The organism is Micromonospora sp. NBC_00898, from assembly GCF_045207895.1.
Taxonomy (GTDB): domain Bacteria; phylum Actinomycetota; class Actinomycetes; order Mycobacteriales; family Micromonosporaceae; genus Micromonospora.
The window spans coordinates 2,001,627-2,017,891 of the sequence record NZ_CP108775.1 but is presented as its reverse complement, the minus strand read 5'-3'; the positions used below and the strand labels follow the sequence as shown (position 1 = coordinate 2,017,891).

Genomic DNA, 16,265 nt, shown 5'->3' with positions numbered 1-16,265 from the left:
GCGCCGGTGGACCGTCGCGTGGTGCTCGGCCATGGCGCCGCCGGGCTCTATCTATCCAGCAGCTCGGCGAGCGCCTGGGCCAGGCGGGCCGCCCGCCCCGCCGGGGTCCTGGCCTTGAGCAGCGGCAGGATCACCAGGTAACGAGCGGTCTTGTCGAGCGCCTCGAAGCGGGCGGCGGCCTGCGGATGGGCCGCGAGCGCTGCGATCGTCACCGAGTCGGCGGCCGACCCCTTCTTGGCGATCTTCAACCAGACGCCGTCCTCGTTTCCGTGCTGGTCAGCCAGCCACGACTCCCATTCCGCGGCGTTCGCGAAGTGCATCATCGACCCACGACCCGCAGGTAGTGCTGGTTGTACATGACGCCGAGGATGTTGCCGAAGGGGTCGACCACGGAGGCGGTGACGAAGCCGGGACCGCGCTCGGTCGGCTTTTCGTACGCCGTGGCGCCCAGGGACAGCAGCCGGTCGAAGGCGGCCTCGACCTCGTCCACGTGCCAGTAGACCACCGCGCCGCCGGCCCCCTCGGGGCGAGGGCGAGGGGCGAAACGGCGGTCGATGATGCCGAGCTCGTGCTGGTGGTCGCCGATCCGGAATTCGACGTAGGCGGGCGTCCCCTCGACCGGGCGCGTGAAGTACGGCTCGACGCCGAGCAGCTCGGTGTACCAGCGGGCGGCGGCGGTGACGTCGTCGGCGAAGAAGCTGACGGTGGTGAGGCCTCGCAGCATCGGTGGTTCCCTCCTCAGTGGGTGACACCAGCCATCCTCCCGACCAAAGTGCTCATCTCCTGAGCACTTTGTTGGAGAATTCCGGTCATGCGCGCTGACCGTCTCGTGGCCGTTCTGCTGCTGATGCAGACCCGTGGCCGCGTCACCGCGGCCGAGCTGGCCACCGAGCTGCAGGTGTCGGTCGCCACCGCCCGCCGGGACCTGGCGGCGCTCGCGACTGCCGGCGTCCCGGTCTATCCACAGCCCGGTCGCGGTGGCGGCTGGTCACTGGTCGGTGGCGCGCGCACCGACCTCAGCGGCCTGACGGCCGCCGAGGCGCGAGCCCTCTTCCTCCTCCTCGGGCCCGCCGCGGCCGTTTCGACCGAGGCCGGAGCGGCGCTGCGCAAACTCCTGGGGGCGCTGCCCCGGACCTTTCGGGCCGACGCCGAGGCCGCCACCGACGCCATGATGATCGACCCGGTCCGCTGGGGCGAGCGCGATCGTCCCCGGCCGGCCACGGTCGACCTGCTCCAGACCGCCGTGATCCGCCGCCGCAAGGTCCGGTTGACCTACGCCGGCTCCCGTCGGGAACGAACAGAACGCCTGGTCGACCCGTGGGGTCTGATCGACAAGGACGACATCTGGTACCTGCTGGCGGGCACCGGCCGAGGACGGCGTACCTTCCGCGTCGACCGGATCATCCAGGCCGAGTCGACCGACCAGTCCGCCGCACGCCCCGACGACTTCGCTCTCGCCGCCGCCTGGCAGGAGGTCGTCGACGAGATCGAGCAGCGGCGCTCGCGTACCTGGGCGACCGTGCTCATCGCGGAGCGGTTCGTGCCCATCCTGCGCGACCAGTTCGGGCGGCACTGCCACCCCGACGGCGAACCCGACCACGGGCGGGTCCGGGTCCGCCTCGCCGCACCGACCCCGCTGGACATCGCCCGACACCTGGCCGGCTGGGGCGCGCTGATCGAGGTCGTCGAACCCCGCTCCGTCCGGGACGAGCTCGCCCGCATCGGCACGGAGCTCGTCGGCGGCTACCCCGGCGGGCACACCGACTGAAGGGCTGACCGCCGGCTCGCCGCGCGATTGTCCGCGCGGCGAGCCGGCGGTCCGGTCACCGGAAGGCGGCCACGTTCCGCGCCGCCCAGTCGGCGAAGCCTCCGGGCGCGCGGCCGAGGACCCGCTCGATGTCGGGGCTCACCCGCAGCTCGTGTTCCGACGGCGTGCCGAGGATACCGAGGGTCGCCTCCACCACCGGTTCGGGCATGAACCGCAGCAGCTGGGCCCGCGCCTCCCCGGGGGTCTGCTCGACGAACCGGACCGGCTCACCGAGCGCGTCCCCGATCGCCGCGGCCTGCTCCCGCGGCGAGACCGGCGCGGGGCCGGTCAGTTCGTATGTGGCGCCGCCGTGGCCGGGCTCTCGCAGCGCGACGGTGGCGACCGCCGCGATGTCGGCCGGGTCGACGGTCGGCAGCGCGACGTCGCCGAACGGCGCGGCGACCAGCCGCTGCTGCCGGAGCATCCCGGCCCACTGCAGGGCGTTGGAGTGGAATCCGGCGGGGCGCAGCACCGTCCAGTCCAGACCGGAGCCGGTCACGGCCTCCTCCAGCTGGGCCGGGTGCCGCCCGGTCGCGACGCCCTGCGAGGACAGGAAGACCACCCGCCGTACGCCGGCGCCGCGGGCGGATTCGAGGATGGCGCCCGGATCGGCGCCGCCGGCCAGCAGGTCACCCGTCAGCAGCAGGAACAGCGCGTCTGCTCCGTCGAGCGCCGCCTTCAGGCCCGCCGGGTCGGCCAGGTCGGCCATCACCGGGCGGACCTGCGGTGGTAGGTCCGCCGCTGACACCTGCCGCGATACGGCGGTCACCCGCTCGCCGGCCGCCGCCAGCGCCCGCACCAGCGGCCGTCCCACGTTGCCCGTCGCTCCCGTCACCACGATCATGACAAATCCTCTCAGTTCGTTTGTGGACTGAGAGGACGGTACCGTCCTGCGTATAGTAGGTACCTAGAGGAAAGTAATGGCCCGAGGGAGTAATTGTGAGCAGCACCACCATGACGGCGTCCCGGGCGGATGTCGACCCCGAGCAGGCCTGCCCGATCGCCCCGGTGGTCGACATCGTGTTCAGCCGCTGGACCACCCCGATCCTCTGGGCGCTGCACGAGTACGGCCGGCAGCGGTTCGTCGAGCTGGAACGCCGCCTGGTCACCATCACCCCGAAGGTGCTCACCCAGCGGCTGCGGCAACTGGAACGCGACGGCCTGATCGTGCGCACCTACCACCCCGAGGTCCCGCCCCGGGTGGAGTACGAGATCAGCGACCTGGGACGCAGCCTCGCGCCGCTGTTCGCCACCCTCGCCGAATGGGCCGCCACCAACCTCGACAAGGTCGACCACGCCCGACTGGACTACGACACCCGGGAGCGGCCCGGCTCTCGCCGCGGCTGACCAGTCAGCGCAACGGCCCCCGGGCGACCGCCGCCCGCATGCTCTCCGGGTCGCCGGCCTTGATGAACTCCAGCCACCACGTCGCCCCGGCCGCCGCCAGCTCCGCCAGGTACGCCCGCTCGGCCCGTTCGTCCGGGCGGCGGCGCCGGCCACCGACCGCCACGTCGAACGGCTCCCCGTCGGCGCGGGTCGCCGGCAGTGCGGCCACCAGGTCGTGCACCTCGTCCGGGGTGAGGTCGGCCCATTCATCGGTGTCGGTGAGCTTGTAGGGCACGATCCCGTCGGCCCGCGCGGCCCGGCGCAGCACCGCCTTGGCCTGGGTGCTGCCGCCCACCCAGACCGGCACCCGGGGCGCCTGCACGGGTGCCGGCCGCAGCGTCACCCCGTCGGCCCGGTAGTGGGCGCCCTGGTGCGTGACCCGGTCGCCGCCGAGCAGACCGACCAGCAGGTCGAGGCCCTCGTCGAGCATCGCGGCCCGGGTCTTCAGGTCGGTCTGCTCCCCGAACGCCGCGACGCCGCGATCCTTCGGGTCCCCCACGCCGACCGCGACGGTGGCCCGGCCGGCGGAGAGGTGGTCCAGGGTGAGCGCCTCCCGGGCCAGCTTCGCGCCGGACGGCGGCGCGGCAACGAGGTGACCGTGGTGCCGAGCCGGACGTGGCCGGTCCGCCCGGCGATCGCGGCGAGCAGCAGCCACGGGTCGTACGTGGGCGGGTCCGTGCCGTCGTAGTAGATCAGGTAGTCCTCGAAGAACACCCCGTCCCAGCCGGCCCGCTCGGCCAACTCCCCCAGCTCGACCAGGAGGGACGCGGTCATGGACGGGCCACCGCAGGAAACTTCCAGTCCGTGTCGCATCACCCGACCGTAGGACGGGGGTCCGACGTTCAGGCCGGGGACATGACCTCGTAGAGGTTGCCGGAGCCGTCGCGGAAGAAGAGGCCACGGGCGCACAGTGGATGGTCCACTCGCCCGTTGTCGGGCGTACGGGGGTCGTTGCCGTACGGCACGCCACCGTCGCTCAGCCGGGTCCAGATCGCGTCGAAGGTGTCCGGGTCCACGTCGAAGGCGAGGTGGTGTCCCTCCGGGTCGGGCACACTGACGAAGTCGAGGGTGAGCTGGTCGTTGACGCGTACCGGGGCGAAGTGGCCGTGGCGGCCGGCCGGCGGCAGGAGTGGCAGGCCCATCACGTCGGCGAAGAATTGGGCCGCCGCCCGGTGGTCGACCGCGGGCACGATGGTGTGGTTGAGCGTGATCGTCATCGGGCCGCCCCGGCCGACGGGTCGGGGATCAACGCGCCGTGCAGGAACAGGTCGACCAGCTCGGCCCGGGTCGGCGCGGGGACGGCGAGCGGCGCGCGGGCCGGCATCAGCAGGGCGAGGAACAGTCCGGCGAGCCGGTCGGCGGGCAGCCGCAGCCGGTCCCGCTCGGGGGCGAACAGGGCGGCGACGGCCCGCCGGACCGCCAGGGCCGACTCCTCGCGTGCCGACGGCGACGGCCGGTCCGCCCCCGGCCCGGGGCGCCCCGGGGTGGTCGGCCTGTCGGGAACCGCCCCCCGTTCGGCGCCGGCGGCCGTCTCCTCGCCGCGGCGTCCCCGCCCGGGTCGTCCGGCGGCGCGCAGGGCGCCGAGCACGACGCCGAGGCGGTCGAAGTGGGCGAGCAGGGCGCTCGCCGCGTCGGAGAGTCGGTCGGCCAGGGGTTGGGTCAGCGGGATCGCGGCCAACTCGTCGAGGACAGTGTCGGGGCGCAACACCTCGACCACGCAGGCGTCGAGCAGGGCCTCCTTGTCGGCGAAGGCGCGGAAGACGGTCGCCTCGCCGATGCCGGCCGCTCGGGCGACCTGGGCGGTGGTGAGCGTCGCGCCGTGCGTGACCAGCAGCGGCAGGGCCGCCTGCACGATCATCGCCCGGCGCCGATCGGGTGTCATTCCCGGCGCGCGGCGCCGGCGGTCAGCGGTGTCGGTCATGCCATCCACAATGCGGAGTGAGCACTCACTCCGTCAACGGGATTACCGGGTGCCTCAGCCGCGACGCCGGGCCCGGGCCGCCCAGATGACGTACGCCGGGTCGCGGTCGAGGTTGTGCCGGTCCCGGTCGTACCGGCGGGTGGTGCGCGGGTCCGCGTGACCCATGGCGTCCTGCACGTCCTCCAGCGGCACCCCCTCCGCCCGGGCGGTGGTGGCGAACGCGTGCCGCAGCGAGTGCGGCGACAGCCTCGCCCACGCCGCGATCCCCGCCGCCTGGGCGAGCCGGCGCACCAGCCGGAACACCGAATGCCGGTCCAGCCGGGCGCCGGTGGCGGTGACCAGCAGCGGGCCGGTCAGCTCCGGGACGGTCACCCCCTGCGCGGCGGCCCGAGCGGCCAGGTAGGCGTCCACCGCGTACGCGGTGCCGGGGGTCAGCGCACGGCGGCGGACCTTGCCGCCCTTGCCGACGAAGCGCACGCTGCGGTGTCCCCGCTCGGCGCCCAGATCGGTCAGGTCGAGGGAGATCAGCTCGCCGACCCGCAGTCCCAGGTCGGCCAGGAGCGCGAGGGCGGCCCGGTTTCGGGCGGCGGTCGGGCCGGTGTCCGCCTCGGCGGCGGCGAGCAGGGCGTCGACCTCCTCCGGGGTGAGGCCGATCGTGGCCGAGTGGTCCCGGTCGATCCGCGGCCGGTCCGCACCCGAGACCGGATTGGCGTCGACGGCACGCAGTTTGACCAGGAAGTCGTACCAGCTGGACAGGGCGGACAGCCGGCGCGCGACGGTGGCCGGGGTGAGCGGCCGGCCACTGCGGACGGCCGGCGTGGACTCCAGCTCCCGGCCGTAGGCGTTGACGTCGAGGAAGTTCGCCCGCAGCGGGTCGAGGCCGCGCCCGGCGCACCAGGTCAGCCAGCCGCCGATGTCCCGCCGGTACGCGTCGCGGGTGTGCTCCGACAGTCGGCGGTTGCGCAGCCATGCCTCGGTGAAGTCGGTCGGCCCGCCGGGCAGGGCGGACCGCACCGACCCACGGTGCAGGACGTCGGGACGCAGCATGTGAGAAAGACTCTCAGCGCCGGCGGCGAATGGCGACGAGGCGCGCCCGACGAGAATCCGACGAGGGTCACACCGCGTGGTCGACTGCGGTGCCGGGCCGACTCGGCCAGCCGCCCGGTGACCTGGCCGGCGATTCACCGTCCCGGCGTCGGCGCCGTTCGGGGCCGGCGTTACGGTCGGCCGGTGCGCGCCAGCCGGCTGGTCTCCCTGCTGCTGCTCCTGCAGACCCGGGGACGGATGACCGCCCAGGAACTCGCCGACGCCCTGGAGGTGTCGGTCCGCACCGTGTACCGGGACGTCGAATCGCTCGGCGCGGCCGGGGTGCCGGTGTACGCCGACCGCGGTCCGGCCGGCGGGTACCGGCTGCTGGAGGGGTACCGGACCCGGTTGACCGGGCTGACGGCGCCGGAGGCCGAGGCGCTTTTCCTGGCCGGGATGCCCGGTCCGGCGGCCGACCTGGGCCTCGGCCCGGTGCTCGCGGCGGCGGAGCTGAAGCTGCTCGCCGCGCTCCCCGACGAGCTGGCCGACCGGGGTGGCCGGGCCCGGCAGCGGTTCCACCTGGACGCGCCGGGCTGGTTCCGGAACCCGGAGCCCACCCCGCACCTGACCGCGTTGGCCCGGGCGGTGTGGGAGGACCGGCTGGTCGAGGTCCGGTACCGCCGGTGGAAGACCCCGCGGGAGGTGACCCGGCTGCTCGCCCCGCTGGGCGTGGTGCTCAAGGCCGGCCGCTGGTACCTGGTGGCCCGCACCGGCGACGAGCAGGTACGCACCTACCGGGTCGGCGCGGTCCTCGACCTGGTGGTGTTGGACGAACGGTTCGACCGGCCGGCCGACTTCGACCTGGCCGGCTTCTGGCAGGAATGGACCGACCGGTACGAGCGCGGCGTCTACCGCGCCGAGGCCCGCGTGCGGCTGACCGTGGCCGCGTTGGAGTTCATGCCGTACGTCTTCCCGCCGGCGATGAGCCGGGCCGCCCGGGCGGCGGCCGGTGAGCCCGACGAGCACGGCTGGCTGGAGACCACCGTGCCGATCGAGTCGGTGAAGCACGCCCACGTGGAGCTGCTCAAGCTCGGGGCGGAGGTCGAGGTGCTGGCGCCAACCGAGCTGCGGGAGCGGTTGGCCGTGACCGCCCACGCGCTGGCCCGGCTCTACCCTTCGCCCGCGTCGGCGGCGCCGGCTCCGACGACCTCGTCGGAGCCGGCGGCGGGGGCGTCCGAACCGGGCTCCCCCACCGCCGCCGGGCCCGACGTCAGGCGTTGATCTGCTTGCGGCCGGTGCCGTTCGCCGGCGCGGTGATGCTGATCCGGCGCGGCTTGGCGCGCTCCGCGATCGGGATGCGCAGGGTCAGCACCCCGTTGTCGTAGCCCGCCTCCAGCTTGTCGGTGTCGAGGGTGTCGCCGAGGAGGAGCTGCCGGGTGAAGGTGCCCATCGGGCGCTCGGCGGCGACGAGTTCGACGTTGTCACCGGTTGGGCGACGCCGCTCGGCGTCGTCAACTTTGACCGCAGCGCCTTCTCGAACCAGTGCTCGGCGTACCGGTCCTCGTTGCAGTCCGGGATCTCGACGTAGCCGTGGCGGGCGTACAGGGCGCGGGCCTCGACCAGGTCGTCGCGGGTGCCCAGCCGGATCCGGTCGGCGTCGGCGGTACAGGCCCACCCCTCCACCGCGGTCAGCAGGGCCGCCCCGCCGGCGCGACCGCGGAAGGCCGGCCGGACGTACACCCGGGTCAACTCGGCCCGGTGCGGCCGCCACCGCAGACCCGCGCAGCCGGCCAGTTCCCCGTCGAGGTGAGCCAGCAGGAGCAGGCCGGTCGGCGCCGTGAGGTCGTCGCTCGGGGACTCGGCCAGGGCCGCGTCCACCTCGTCCGGCAGGTCGGAGCGCCGATGGTAGCGGCGGACCAGCTCCGTCATGTATTCCCGCAGCAGGATCACCGCGTCGGGCTCGGCGGGGTGGGTACGGCTCGTCGTCCAGGTCGTCACCGCCCGATCCTCACCGGCCGGTCAACGGATTCTCCGTCACGGCCGCCAGTAGACGCCGTGGTCGCGGGCCAGCAGCCGGTCGTCGACCAGGTAGCGGCGCAGCGTCACGTGGTCCACCCCGCCGCCCTCGCACCAGGCCCGCAGCGCATCGTCGACCGCGGGCTCCGGATACCGTGCGCCCGGCTCGAAGGACCGCTCGGTGACGTGTTCGAGCAGCACCCGCCGGCGGCCCCGCTGGGCGGGCAGGCGGGTCAGCGTCCCGTCGCGCAGGAACGTACGCAGGATCGCCTCCCGCGGGCTCGCCGCCGGCGGCGACGCCGACGGTCCGCCCGCCCGGGCCAACTCCCGCAGCCGCTCCCCGTCCACCTGCAGTCCCGACCCGGTGTCGGTCACCAGCCCGGCGTCGACCAGCCGGCGTACGGCGGTGGCGACGTCCCGGGCGGACAGCCCGGTGCGGGCGGCGACGGTGGGAACATCGCCGTCGCCGAGGGTGACCGCGGCGAACACCAGTCGGCGTCGGTCGTCGGCGAGCGCTCCCGCCAGGGCCCGGGTACTCATGCACGCCAGCCTGGCAGCGGGACCGCCGTCGCCGCGAGGCGTTTTCCCGGCTCGCCGCTCAGCCGGCGGGTCCCTCGGCGACCAGGACGACCCGGCGCAGCAGGTCGGACAGCAGCCGCCGCTCGTCCGGGGTCAGCGCGCCGAGCAGGCGGTGTTCCTCGCCGCCCACGACGTCCATCGCGCGCAGCCAGGCGGCCCGACCGGCATCGGTCAGCTCCACGTCGACCCGGCGCCGGTCGACGGCGGACGGGATCCGGCGGACGAAGTCCCGCCGCAGCAGCCCGTCGACCCGGGCGGTGATCGAGGCGGGGGCCATGCCGAGGTCGACGGCGAGCTCCGAGGGCGCGGCCCGGCCGCCCCGCCCGGCCAGGGCGTGCAGGGTGCCGAACTCCTTCTCCTGCAGGTCGAGGTCCGTCAGCGCCGCTTCCTTGACCGCGCGCAGGCGCCGGGTGAGGAACGACATCCGGGTGACCGTGCCCTCGACGTCCGGGTCCAGCCCGGGCAACACGGGCAGCCAACGCTTTACATGCAGGTCCACGCGGTCGGTCACGGCCTCAGCATACGTCGACACCGAAATATTCGTTGGCGAAATATTCGATGTCGAACTACATTGCCGAGGTGACCCATCTCCTCCGGCTCCGCTCCTTCCGGCTGCTCTTCCTCGGCCGCACCGTCTCCGCCGTCGGCGACGCGGTGGCGCCCACCGCGCTGGCCCTCGCCGTGCTCCGCGCCACCGGCTCCACCACCGCGCTGGCCCTCGTCCTCGGCTGCGCGATGGTCCCCCGACTGCTCCTGCTCCCCCTCGGCGGCGTGGTCGCCGACCGCTTCAACGCCCGCCGGGTGGCCATCGCGACAGACCTGGCCCGCTGCGCCGCCCAACTGGTCGTCGGCGCCGAACTGCTCGGCGGCACCCCGTCGCTCACCCACATCGCGGTGGCCGCCGCACTCGGCGGCGTGGCCTCCGCCTTCGCCATGCCCACCGCCTCACCGCTGGTCGCCGGCACCGTCGGACCCGAGGCCCGGCAACGCGCCAACGCGCTGATGGGCGTCACCGCCAACGCCAGCCGGCTGCTCGGCCCTGCCCTCGCCGGGCTGCTGATCTGGACCGCCGGCCCCGGCTGGGCGTTCGTCCTGGACGCCACGTCGTTCGCCCTCAGCGCCCTGCTGCTGTCGGTCATCCGCGTCCGCCACGTCCCCGTGCCCCGCCGGTCCATCCGGACCGACCTGGCGCTCGGCTGGCGGGAGGTCCGCACCCGCGACTGGTTCTGGAGCAGCCTGCTCGCCCACGGCGTCTGGAACGGCGCCGCTGCGGTGCTGCTCACCCTCGGGCCGGCGGTCGCGGTACAGCGCCTCGGCGGGGAGGGCGTCTGGGTGCTGCTGCAGCAGGGCGGCGCCGTCGGCATGCTCGCCGGCTCGCTGCTGGCCGCCCGGGCCCGACCCCGCCGGCCGGTGCTGGTGGCCAACCTCGGCCTCGCCCTGTACGCGGCGCCGCTGCTTCTGCTGGCCGTCGCCGCGCCCGCCGCCGCCGTCATCGGCGCCTACTGCCTCGCGCTTGCCGCGCTGGGCTTCCTCAACCCGGTCTGGGAGACCGTGGTGCAGGGCCACTTCCCGCCGCAGGTGCTCGCCCGGGTCACCTCGTACGACTGGCTGATGTCGCTGGGCGCCATGCCGATCGGGTACGCCCTCGCCCCGCTCGCGGCCGGGGCGTGGGGCCCGTCAGCGCCGCTCGCCGTCGCCGGGGCGCTGGTGGCCCTCGCCTGCGCCGGCACCGCCGCCGTGCCCGCGGTACGCCGGCTGGGCTGGCCGGGCAGCGCCCCGCCGGCCCCGGCGGAGCAGGTCCCGGCGGGGCGCTGACTCTCAGAGGGCGTGCCCGGGGGTGGCGTCCACGTGGTCGGGGACCGTCTCGTGGCGGTCCCCGACACTGGACGTGCCGGTCGGTTCGAACATCAGGATCGACGCGCCGCGGGCGCTGGACGGGCGGTGCTCGACCCCGCGCGGCACCACGAACACGGCGCCGCGCGGCAGCACCACCTCCCGCTCGTCCGCCCCGTCGCGCAGCGCGATGCGCAACTCCCCGTCGAGCACCAGGAAGAACTCGTCGGTGTGGTCGTGGGTGTGCCAGACGTGCTCACCGGCCACCTTCGCGATCCGGACGTCGTAGTCGTTGACCCGGGTGACGATCCGCGGGCTCCACAACTGGTCGAAGCCCGCCAGGGCGGCGGCCAGGTCGATCGGCTCATCTCTCATGCCGTCATGGTCGCCTACCGGCGCGGTTCACAGGGGACGGTGCATGACGTGCAGGCCCACCCGCCCCAGGGTCGGGTGTGCGAACGCCTCCGGTACGGTGCCGATCACCGTGAACCCGAGCCGGCGGTACAGCTCCACCGCCGCCTCGTTGACCTCGACCACGGCGTTGAACTGCATCGCCGCGTACCCCTGCCGCCGGGCCCAGTCCAGGGCGTACTCGCACAGGGCCCGGCCGACGCCCCGGCCGCGGGCGGCGGACGCCACCATGAAACTGGCGCTGGCCACATGCGATCCGGGGCCTGGCCGGTTCGGTCCCATCTTCGCGGTGCCGACGATCCTGCCGTCCTCCTCCGCCACCACCGTGTGGCCCGGTGCCCTTTCCACCCAGATGTCGTGGCAGGCCTCGGCGGTCCAGCCCGGGTCGTACGGGAAGGTGTCCTGGGCGGTGACGACGTCCTCGACGATCGGCCAGACCTGCTCCCAGTCGGCCTCGGTGAACTCTCGGATGCGCATCCGAGGGACGCTAACTGGACGGCCCGACCGCCGGCGACCCGGAATCCGGCCGGTGTGCCCGAACTGTGACCGCCGGCCGGGCGCACGGGCAACCGCGAGGTGCGCGGTGGGACGATGATGGGCCCGTGGCCGAACCCGTCACCGATCTCGACCACCCCGCCGGCTCGGCACCATCCCCGGCGGGCGGGCCACCGCCGGCCGGCCCCCGCACCGCCGGGCCGTGGCTGGTGGCCGGCGCGGTCACCGCCGTGCTGCTGCTGCTCGCCGGCCGGTACGGCTACCACCGCGACGAGCTGTACTTCCTGCTCTGCGGCCGGCACCTCGACTGGGGGTACGTCGACCAGGGGCCGCTGGTGCCGGCCCTGGCCCGGCTGATGGACACCGTCGCGCCGGGCAACCTGGTCGTGCTGCGTACCCCATCGGCGCTGATCGCCGGCGCGACGGTCGGGCTGGTCGCGGCGATCGCCCGGGAGTTCGGCGCCGGCCGCGGCGGGCAGCTGTTCGCCGCGGTCCTCGGCGCCGTCGCCGGCATCGTGCTCGCCCCCGGTCACCTGCTCAGCACCACCACCGTCGACCTGCTGGTCTGGCTGGCGGCCGCGTGGTGCGCGGTGCGGGTGCTGCGCACCGGCGACACCCGGTGGGCGCTCGGCATCGGGCTGGTGCTCGGCATCGGGATGCTCAACAAGCTGCTGCCCGCCCTGCTGGCCGTCGGCCTGCTGGCCGGCGTGGCGATCGCCGGGCCACGCCGCCTGCTGCGCGACCGGTGGGTGCTCGCCGCCGCCGCGGTGGCGGCGCTGCTCGCCGCGCCCAACCTGGTCTGGCAGGCCACGCACGGGTTCCCGCAGCTGTCGGTGGCGTCCTCGATCGCCGAGGGGGACAGCTCCTACAGCGGCCGGCTCGACGCCGTGGTGCTCCAGCTGCTCATCATCAGCCCGGTCGCGGTGCCGATCTGGATCGCCGGACTGGTCGCGCTGCTGCGGCGGCCGGCCTGGCGCGCGTACCGGGCGCTGGGCTGGGCGTGGCTGGTGGTGTTCGGCATCGTCCTGCTCGCCGGCGGGAAGGGCTACTACGACGCCCCGCTGCTGCTGGTGCTCACCGCCGCCGGGGCGGTCGTCACCGTCGAGTGGGCCGGCCGGGGCGCGGTCCGCGCCCGGCGGGCCCTGCTCGCCGCCGGTGGCGTGATGGCGGTGACAGCCGGCGGGGTGCTGCTGCTGCCCACCCTGCCGGTCGACCGGCTGCCCGGCTTCGTCGTCGACGTCAACTACGACTCGGGCGAGACCATCGGCTGGCCCGCCTTCGCCGACTCGATCGCCGCCGTGCACCGCGGCCTGCCGCCGGAGCAGCGGCAGCGCGCGGTCATCCTGACCGGCAACTACGGCGAGGCGGGCGCGTTGGCCCGGTACGGCCCGGCCCGTGGGCTGCCGCGGGCCTACTCGGGGCACAACAGCATGGCCGGTTTCGGTCGCCCACCGCAGGACGCCGACGTGGTGATCGCCGTCGGCTGGGCGCGGCCCGAGCGGCTGCGGGACTGGTTCGCCGAGGTCACCGAGGCGGGCCGGGTCGACCAGCGGGTGGACGTGGACAACGACGAGAACGGCCTGCCGATCTTCGTCTGCCGGGGGCTGCGACGCCCGTGGTCGCAGTTCTGGGAGACCGAGGTGCGTCACGCGGGGTGAGCAGGCTCAAATCACACCGACGTGGCCACCGGCCGGCGGCGACCCATACTTGTCGGCATGCTCTGGGGCGTCAGCGGTCCACTCTTCCTCCTCGACTACGTGGCGGCGGTCACCGGCGCGCTGGCCGTCGCCCTGGCGATCAGGTTGCTGACCGGCTGGCGTACCCGGGGGGAGCCGCTCAGCACCGTCGAGCTGGCGTACCTCACCGACCGGGCCGGGCTGGCCTGCCAGGTCGGCATGGCGGCGCTGCGCCGGGCCGGCGCGGTGCGCCGCGGCGAGCTGTCGACGCTGTCGGTCGGCGGACCGCCGCCGGCCGGCTCGGCCCCGCTGGTGCGGGCGCTGCACGCCGCGTTGCGCCGGCCGCAGACCTGGGCCGCCGTGCTCGCCGACCCGACCGTGGGCCGGGCCCTGCGGCGGATGGTCGGCCGGCTGGTCCGCGACGGCTGGCTGCTGACCCCGGGGCAGCGCCGTCGCGTCGCGGTGGGCACCCTGCCGCTGTTCGCGGTGGCTGCGGTGGGGGTGACCCGGCTGGTCGACAGCGCGGTCGAGGGACGCACCGCCGGCGCCCCCGCCTCCGTGGTCGGTCTCCTGCTCTGTTGCCTGGCCACGGCGCTGGGCGGCTGGTGGCTGTGCGAGGTGCCCGAGACCGGGGCGGCCGCCCGGCGGCTGCTGCGCCGACAGCGGCGCGCCCACGCCGAGCTGGCCCCGGAGCGCCGGCCGGCGTGGAGCGAGCGCGGCACCGACGAGCTGCTGACCGGGATGGCGCTGTTCGGGCCGCGCCCGTTGCTGGCGATCGACCCGCGTTTCGCCGAGTTGGTCGGTGTCGACGCCGAGCGCACCCGGCCGGCCACCCCGGCCCGAGCCGGCCGCCGCTGATCCGGCGCCGGTCCTCGGCGGGAGCGCGACGGGCCCACCGCCCGAACCGGCGGACCGCAGCTGTTCCCGCGGTGCTCCCGCCGGCACCGCCGACCCGGCAACCAGGCAGGTCGAGCCGGTCGCCGCGGTCACTCTAGAGTCGGGGGGTGCCCCTGCTCACCGAGCCCGCGTTGCCGCCCGGGTCGATGGCGGCGCAGCCGCAACCCCGGATCCGCGCCGAGGGCCTGTTGCTCCGCCCCTGGCAGCCCTCCGACCGCCCGGTGGTGGTGGCCGCCTACGCCGATCCCCCCGTCCAGCGCTGGCACTGCCGATCGATGACCGACGGCGAGGCCGTGGACTGGATCGCCGCCTGGTCCGGCCGGTGGCGCGGTGAGACCGGCGCCGGGTGGGCCATCCTCGACGCCGACCAGGTCGTCGGGCAGATCAGCCTGCGCCGGGTCGTCCTCGCCGAGGGGCTGGCGGAGCTGTCGTACTGGGTGCTGCCCGCCGCGCGCGGCCGCCGCGTCGCCCCACGGGCGCTGGCCGCGCTCGCCGACTGGTGCTTCGGAACGCTCCGGCTGCATCGCCTTGAGCTGTGCCACTCGACGGCCAACGTCGCGTCCTGCCGGGTGGCGCAGCGCGCCGGCTTCGCCGCGGAAGGCACGAAACGCGGGGAGGGCCACCACGCCGACGGCTGGCACGACATGCACCTGCACGCCCGTCTCGACAGCGACGAGGTGACCGGCGCGACCGCGCCGACCGAGCGGTGATCAACGGAGTCGCTCGGCCTCGTGGATCACCGTCGCGAGGTCCCGCACCTCCGGGTCGTCGGTCGCGTCGGCCGCCCGCTGCGCGATGGTCGCCAGGTCGTCCAGGCGCACCTCCCGGCCGTACGGGCCGTCCTGCAGCGCCTCGGCGAAGTAGGCGGCCGAGTAGCAGGTCCGCAACCGCGGGGACGCCTCCCGGAAGTCCCCGCTCACGTCGGCCACGGTCACCGACTCGTACGTCTCGGCCGCGTCACGTCTGGTCGGATCGGTCCAGCGCACCTGCACGCGGGCGATCCGGGCCGAGGGTGGCGCCCCGTCGGCGAGCCGGACGGCGTAGAGCGCCGTGACGCTGTGCCCCGGTCCGACCTCGCCGCCATCGACGCTGTCGTCGCGGAAGTCCTCGTCGTCGAGCGCCCGGTTGTCGTAGCCGATGAGGCGGTAGGAGCGCACGGATGCCGGTTCGAAGCTCACCTGCACCTTGGCGTCGAGCGCCCGGACGCTCAGGGTCGCCGGCAACTGTCGGACGAACACCTTCCGGGCCTGGGCACGGTCGCTGACGTACACCGCGAAGCCGTCGCCCCGGTCGGCCAGCTGCTCCATCAACTCGTCGCCGTACTCGCTGCCGACGCCCACCCCGAGCAGCGCGATCTGCTTCTCCGCCTCGTCACGTACCCGGCGCAGGATCGGCTCCGCGTCGGTCCGGCCGACGTTGGCGAGCCCGTCGGAGAGCACGATCACCCGGTTGGTCCGGCCGGCGCGGAACCCGTCGCGGGCCACCCGGTAGCCGAGCACCAGCCCGGCTTCGAGGTTGGTGCTGTCGCGGGTGCGCAGGGAGTCGATGGCGTCGTGCAGCTCGTCGGCGTCGGAGACGGGGGTCATCTCCCGGACCACCCGGGCCTCGCCGCTGAACTCGACGATGGCGATGGAGTCGGTGCGGCGCAACTGGTCGACGAGGGTGTGCAGCGCGTCCTGGACGAGGTCGAGCCGTCCGGGCTCCCCCATCGATCCGGAGACGTCGACGACGAAGGTGAGGGCCGCGTCCGGCCGGCTCTGCTCGTCCTCCGAGCGGGTCTGCAGTCCGACCCGCATCAACCGGACGTCGCCGGACACCTCGTGGGTGTCGGGGAAGCGGGCACCGTCGGCGTGCACGGCGAAGCCGTCGCCGCCCGGCTCGGCGTAGTCCTGCCGGAACGAGTTGACGAACTCCTCGGGCCGCACCGCGGTCCGCTCGGGCAACCGCCCGTCCATGATGAGCCGGCGGGCGTAGCCGTACGACGCGGTGTCGACGTCGACGCCGAAGGTGGAGCGGGGGTCGTCCCGCGTCACGGTCTCGCCATCACCGGACCAGGGCGTGCCGTCGGGGTGGCGGACGGATCCCGGGGCCGCGTCGCCGTGCCGTGCGCCCTGCCCGCCGGCGGTGCATGCGGTGAGCGTCATCGTGATCGCCAGCAGCGTCGGCAGCAGCGGTGACCGTCGCAGGTGGGCCATCGGATCCTCCGGGGTGGGCTGGG

20 protein-coding genes and 2 pseudogenes are annotated in these 16,265 nt (G+C 74.7%); 7 read left to right on the top strand and 15 right to left on the bottom strand.

Annotated elements, in window-relative coordinates:
• Positions 1–47 precede the first annotated feature (47 nt).
• Together OG799_RS09795 and OG799_RS09790 are read right to left on the bottom strand one after the other, a co-directional pair.
• Complete coding sequence (locus tag OG799_RS09795) at positions 48–323, bottom strand: YdeI/OmpD-associated family protein (RefSeq protein ID WP_406044710.1); 276 nt, start codon at positions 321–323, stop codon at positions 48–50.
• Positions 320–724 carry a VOC family protein gene (locus OG799_RS09790; protein WP_406044709.1) on the bottom strand — a complete coding sequence of 135 codons (405 nt, stop codon included), beginning with the start codon at positions 722–724 and terminating at the stop codon, positions 320–322. Before OG799_RS09790 ends, OG799_RS09795 begins: the two co-directional genes overlap by 4 nt.
• Before the next feature lie 87 nt (positions 725–811).
• Here OG799_RS09790 and OG799_RS09785 point away from each other — a divergent pair, with 87 nt between their 5' ends.
• The gene (locus tag OG799_RS09785) at positions 812–1,768 is read left to right on the top strand and encodes a helix-turn-helix transcriptional regulator (protein WP_406044708.1); all 957 of its coding nucleotides are present in this window, start codon (positions 812–814) and stop codon (positions 1,766–1,768) included.
• Between the two features lie 55 nt (positions 1,769–1,823).
• Here the strand turns inward: OG799_RS09785 and OG799_RS09780 are convergent, their stop codons facing one another.
• On the bottom strand, positions 1,824–2,651 hold the full coding sequence (locus tag OG799_RS09780; RefSeq protein ID WP_406044707.1) for an SDR family oxidoreductase: 828 nt from the start codon (positions 2,649–2,651) through the stop codon (positions 1,824–1,826).
• Positions 2,652–2,746: 95 nt separating this feature from the next.
• Between OG799_RS09780 and OG799_RS09775 the strand changes: the two genes are divergently transcribed.
• Entirely contained in the window at positions 2,747–3,154 is a 408-nt protein-coding gene (locus OG799_RS09775) for a winged helix-turn-helix transcriptional regulator (RefSeq protein ID WP_406044706.1), read from the top strand.
• 4 nt (positions 3,155–3,158) lie between these two features.
• Here OG799_RS09775 and OG799_RS09770 read toward each other — a convergent pair whose 3' ends face one another.
• The 5 genes from OG799_RS09770 to OG799_RS09750 all read right to left on the bottom strand — a co-directional run bounded on the left by OG799_RS09770 (position 3,159) and on the right by OG799_RS09750 (position 6,161).
• Complete coding sequence (locus OG799_RS09770; RefSeq protein ID WP_406046255.1) at positions 3,159–3,734, bottom strand: LLM class flavin-dependent oxidoreductase; 576 nt, start codon at positions 3,732–3,734, stop codon at positions 3,159–3,161.
• Complete coding sequence (locus OG799_RS09765; protein ID WP_406044705.1) at positions 3,638–3,967, bottom strand: LLM class flavin-dependent oxidoreductase; 330 nt, start codon at positions 3,965–3,967, stop codon at positions 3,638–3,640. The genes OG799_RS09770 and OG799_RS09765 overlap by 97 nt, the downstream gene beginning before the upstream one ends.
• Positions 3,968–4,035: 68 nt before the next feature.
• Positions 4,036–4,410, bottom strand: a complete 375-nt coding sequence (locus tag OG799_RS09760; protein ID WP_406044704.1) for a VOC family protein — start codon at positions 4,408–4,410, stop codon at positions 4,036–4,038.
• Positions 4,407–5,114, bottom strand: coding sequence for a TetR/AcrR family transcriptional regulator (locus OG799_RS09755; RefSeq protein WP_406044703.1), 708 nt, complete (start codon positions 5,112–5,114; stop codon positions 4,407–4,409). The genes OG799_RS09760 and OG799_RS09755 overlap by 4 nt, the downstream gene beginning before the upstream one ends.
• Positions 5,115–5,168: 54 nt before the next feature.
• Positions 5,169–6,161 carry a tyrosine-type recombinase/integrase gene (locus OG799_RS09750; RefSeq protein WP_406044702.1) on the bottom strand — a complete coding sequence of 331 codons (993 nt, stop codon included), beginning with the start codon at positions 6,159–6,161 and terminating at the stop codon, positions 5,169–5,171.
• Positions 6,162–6,344: 183 nt separating this feature from the next.
• On the opposite strand from OG799_RS09750, the gene OG799_RS09745 reads away from it, so the two are divergent.
• On the top strand, positions 6,345–7,421 hold the full coding sequence (locus OG799_RS09745) for a helix-turn-helix transcriptional regulator (RefSeq protein ID WP_406044701.1): 1,077 nt from the start codon (positions 6,345–6,347) through the stop codon (positions 7,419–7,421).
• Here the strand turns inward: OG799_RS09745 and OG799_RS09740 are convergent.
• From OG799_RS09740 to OG799_RS09725, 4 genes and pseudogenes are all read right to left on the bottom strand, one after another.
• Positions 7,411–7,647: pseudogene (locus tag OG799_RS09740) on the bottom strand (Hsp20/alpha crystallin family protein); the annotation flags it as partial. The gene OG799_RS09745 and the pseudogene OG799_RS09740 overlap by 11 nt on opposite strands.
• A 128-nt stretch (positions 7,648–7,775) precedes the next feature.
• A pseudogene (locus tag OG799_RS09735) lies at positions 7,776–8,069 on the bottom strand (GNAT family N-acetyltransferase); the annotation flags it as partial.
• 105 nt (positions 8,070–8,174) lie between these two features.
• Positions 8,175–8,696, bottom strand: a complete 522-nt coding sequence (locus tag OG799_RS09730) for a DUF2087 domain-containing protein (protein ID WP_406044700.1) — start codon at positions 8,694–8,696, stop codon at positions 8,175–8,177.
• Between the two features lie 58 nt (positions 8,697–8,754).
• Positions 8,755–9,246 (bottom strand): MarR family winged helix-turn-helix transcriptional regulator, encoded by a 492-nt coding sequence (locus tag OG799_RS09725; protein ID WP_406044699.1) that lies wholly within the window; start codon positions 9,244–9,246, stop codon positions 8,755–8,757.
• Positions 9,247–9,314: 68 nt separating this feature from the next.
• Here OG799_RS09725 and OG799_RS09720 point away from each other — a divergent pair, with 68 nt between their 5' ends.
• On the top strand, positions 9,315–10,550 hold the full coding sequence (locus OG799_RS09720; RefSeq protein WP_406044698.1) for an MFS transporter: 1,236 nt from the start codon (positions 9,315–9,317) through the stop codon (positions 10,548–10,550).
• 3 nt (positions 10,551–10,553) lie between these two features.
• Here OG799_RS09720 and OG799_RS09715 read toward each other — a convergent pair whose 3' ends face one another.
• Together OG799_RS09715 and OG799_RS09710 are read right to left on the bottom strand one after the other, a co-directional pair.
• Positions 10,554–10,943: a cupin domain-containing protein gene (locus OG799_RS09715; protein ID WP_406044697.1), complete on the bottom strand. Its 390-nt coding sequence runs from the start codon at positions 10,941–10,943 to the stop codon at positions 10,554–10,556.
• Positions 10,944–10,970: 27 nt separating this feature from the next.
• Positions 10,971–11,456: a GNAT family N-acetyltransferase gene (locus tag OG799_RS09710; RefSeq protein ID WP_406044696.1), complete on the bottom strand. Its 486-nt coding sequence runs from the start codon at positions 11,454–11,456 to the stop codon at positions 10,971–10,973.
• Positions 11,457–11,581: 125 nt separating this feature from the next.
• Between OG799_RS09710 and OG799_RS09705 the strand changes: the two genes are divergently transcribed.
• The 3 genes from OG799_RS09705 (at position 11,582) to OG799_RS09695 (ending at position 14,757) form a co-directional block, all read left to right on the top strand.
• Positions 11,582–13,132, top strand: a complete 1,551-nt coding sequence (locus tag OG799_RS09705) for a glycosyltransferase family 39 protein (protein WP_406044695.1) — start codon at positions 11,582–11,584, stop codon at positions 13,130–13,132.
• Between the two features lie 57 nt (positions 13,133–13,189).
• On the top strand, positions 13,190–14,008 hold the full coding sequence (locus OG799_RS09700) for a TIGR04222 domain-containing membrane protein (protein WP_406044694.1): 819 nt from the start codon (positions 13,190–13,192) through the stop codon (positions 14,006–14,008).
• Between the two features lie 146 nt (positions 14,009–14,154).
• Complete coding sequence (locus OG799_RS09695; protein ID WP_406044693.1) at positions 14,155–14,757, top strand: GNAT family N-acetyltransferase; 603 nt, start codon at positions 14,155–14,157, stop codon at positions 14,755–14,757.
• Here the strand turns inward: OG799_RS09695 and OG799_RS09690 are convergent, their stop codons facing one another.
• Positions 14,758–16,242, bottom strand: a complete 1,485-nt coding sequence (locus tag OG799_RS09690; protein ID WP_406044692.1) for a von Willebrand factor type A domain-containing protein — start codon at positions 16,240–16,242, stop codon at positions 14,758–14,760. It abuts the gene before it with no gap.
• Positions 16,243–16,265: the final 23 nt, after the last annotated feature.

Excerpts from the sequence above, each read along its gene's own strand:
- OG799_RS09795 (WP_406044710.1), bottom strand. The coding sequence starts at position 323 with ATGATGCACTTCGCGAACGCCGCGGAATGGGAGTCGTGGCTGGCTGAC.
- OG799_RS09790 (WP_406044709.1), bottom strand. The coding sequence starts at position 724 with ATGCTGCGAGGCCTCACCACCGTCAGCTTCTTCGCCGACGACGTCACC.
- OG799_RS09785 (WP_406044708.1), top strand. The coding sequence starts at position 812 with ATGCGCGCTGACCGTCTCGTGGCCGTTCTGCTGCTGATGCAGACCCGT.
- OG799_RS09780 (WP_406044707.1), bottom strand. The coding sequence starts at position 2,651 with ATGATCGTGGTGACGGGAGCGACGGGCAACGTGGGACGGCCGCTGGTG.
- OG799_RS09765 (WP_406044705.1), bottom strand. The coding sequence starts at position 3,967 with ATGACCGCGTCCCTCCTGGTCGAGCTGGGGGAGTTGGCCGAGCGGGCC.
- OG799_RS09760 (WP_406044704.1), bottom strand. The coding sequence starts at position 4,410 with ATGACGATCACGCTCAACCACACCATCGTGCCCGCGGTCGACCACCGG.
- OG799_RS09755 (WP_406044703.1), bottom strand. The coding sequence starts at position 5,114 with ATGACCGACACCGCTGACCGCCGGCGCCGCGCGCCGGGAATGACACCC.
- OG799_RS09750 (WP_406044702.1), bottom strand. The coding sequence starts at position 6,161 with ATGCTGCGTCCCGACGTCCTGCACCGTGGGTCGGTGCGGTCCGCCCTG.
- OG799_RS09730 (WP_406044700.1), bottom strand. The coding sequence starts at position 8,696 with ATGAGTACCCGGGCCCTGGCGGGAGCGCTCGCCGACGACCGACGCCGA.
- OG799_RS09715 (WP_406044697.1), bottom strand. The coding sequence starts at position 10,943 with ATGAGAGATGAGCCGATCGACCTGGCCGCCGCCCTGGCGGGCTTCGAC.
- OG799_RS09710 (WP_406044696.1), bottom strand. The coding sequence starts at position 11,456 with ATGCGCATCCGAGAGTTCACCGAGGCCGACTGGGAGCAGGTCTGGCCG.
- OG799_RS09700 (WP_406044694.1), top strand. The coding sequence starts at position 13,190 with ATGCTCTGGGGCGTCAGCGGTCCACTCTTCCTCCTCGACTACGTGGCG.
- OG799_RS09690 (WP_406044692.1), bottom strand. The coding sequence starts at position 16,242 with ATGGCCCACCTGCGACGGTCACCGCTGCTGCCGACGCTGCTGGCGATC.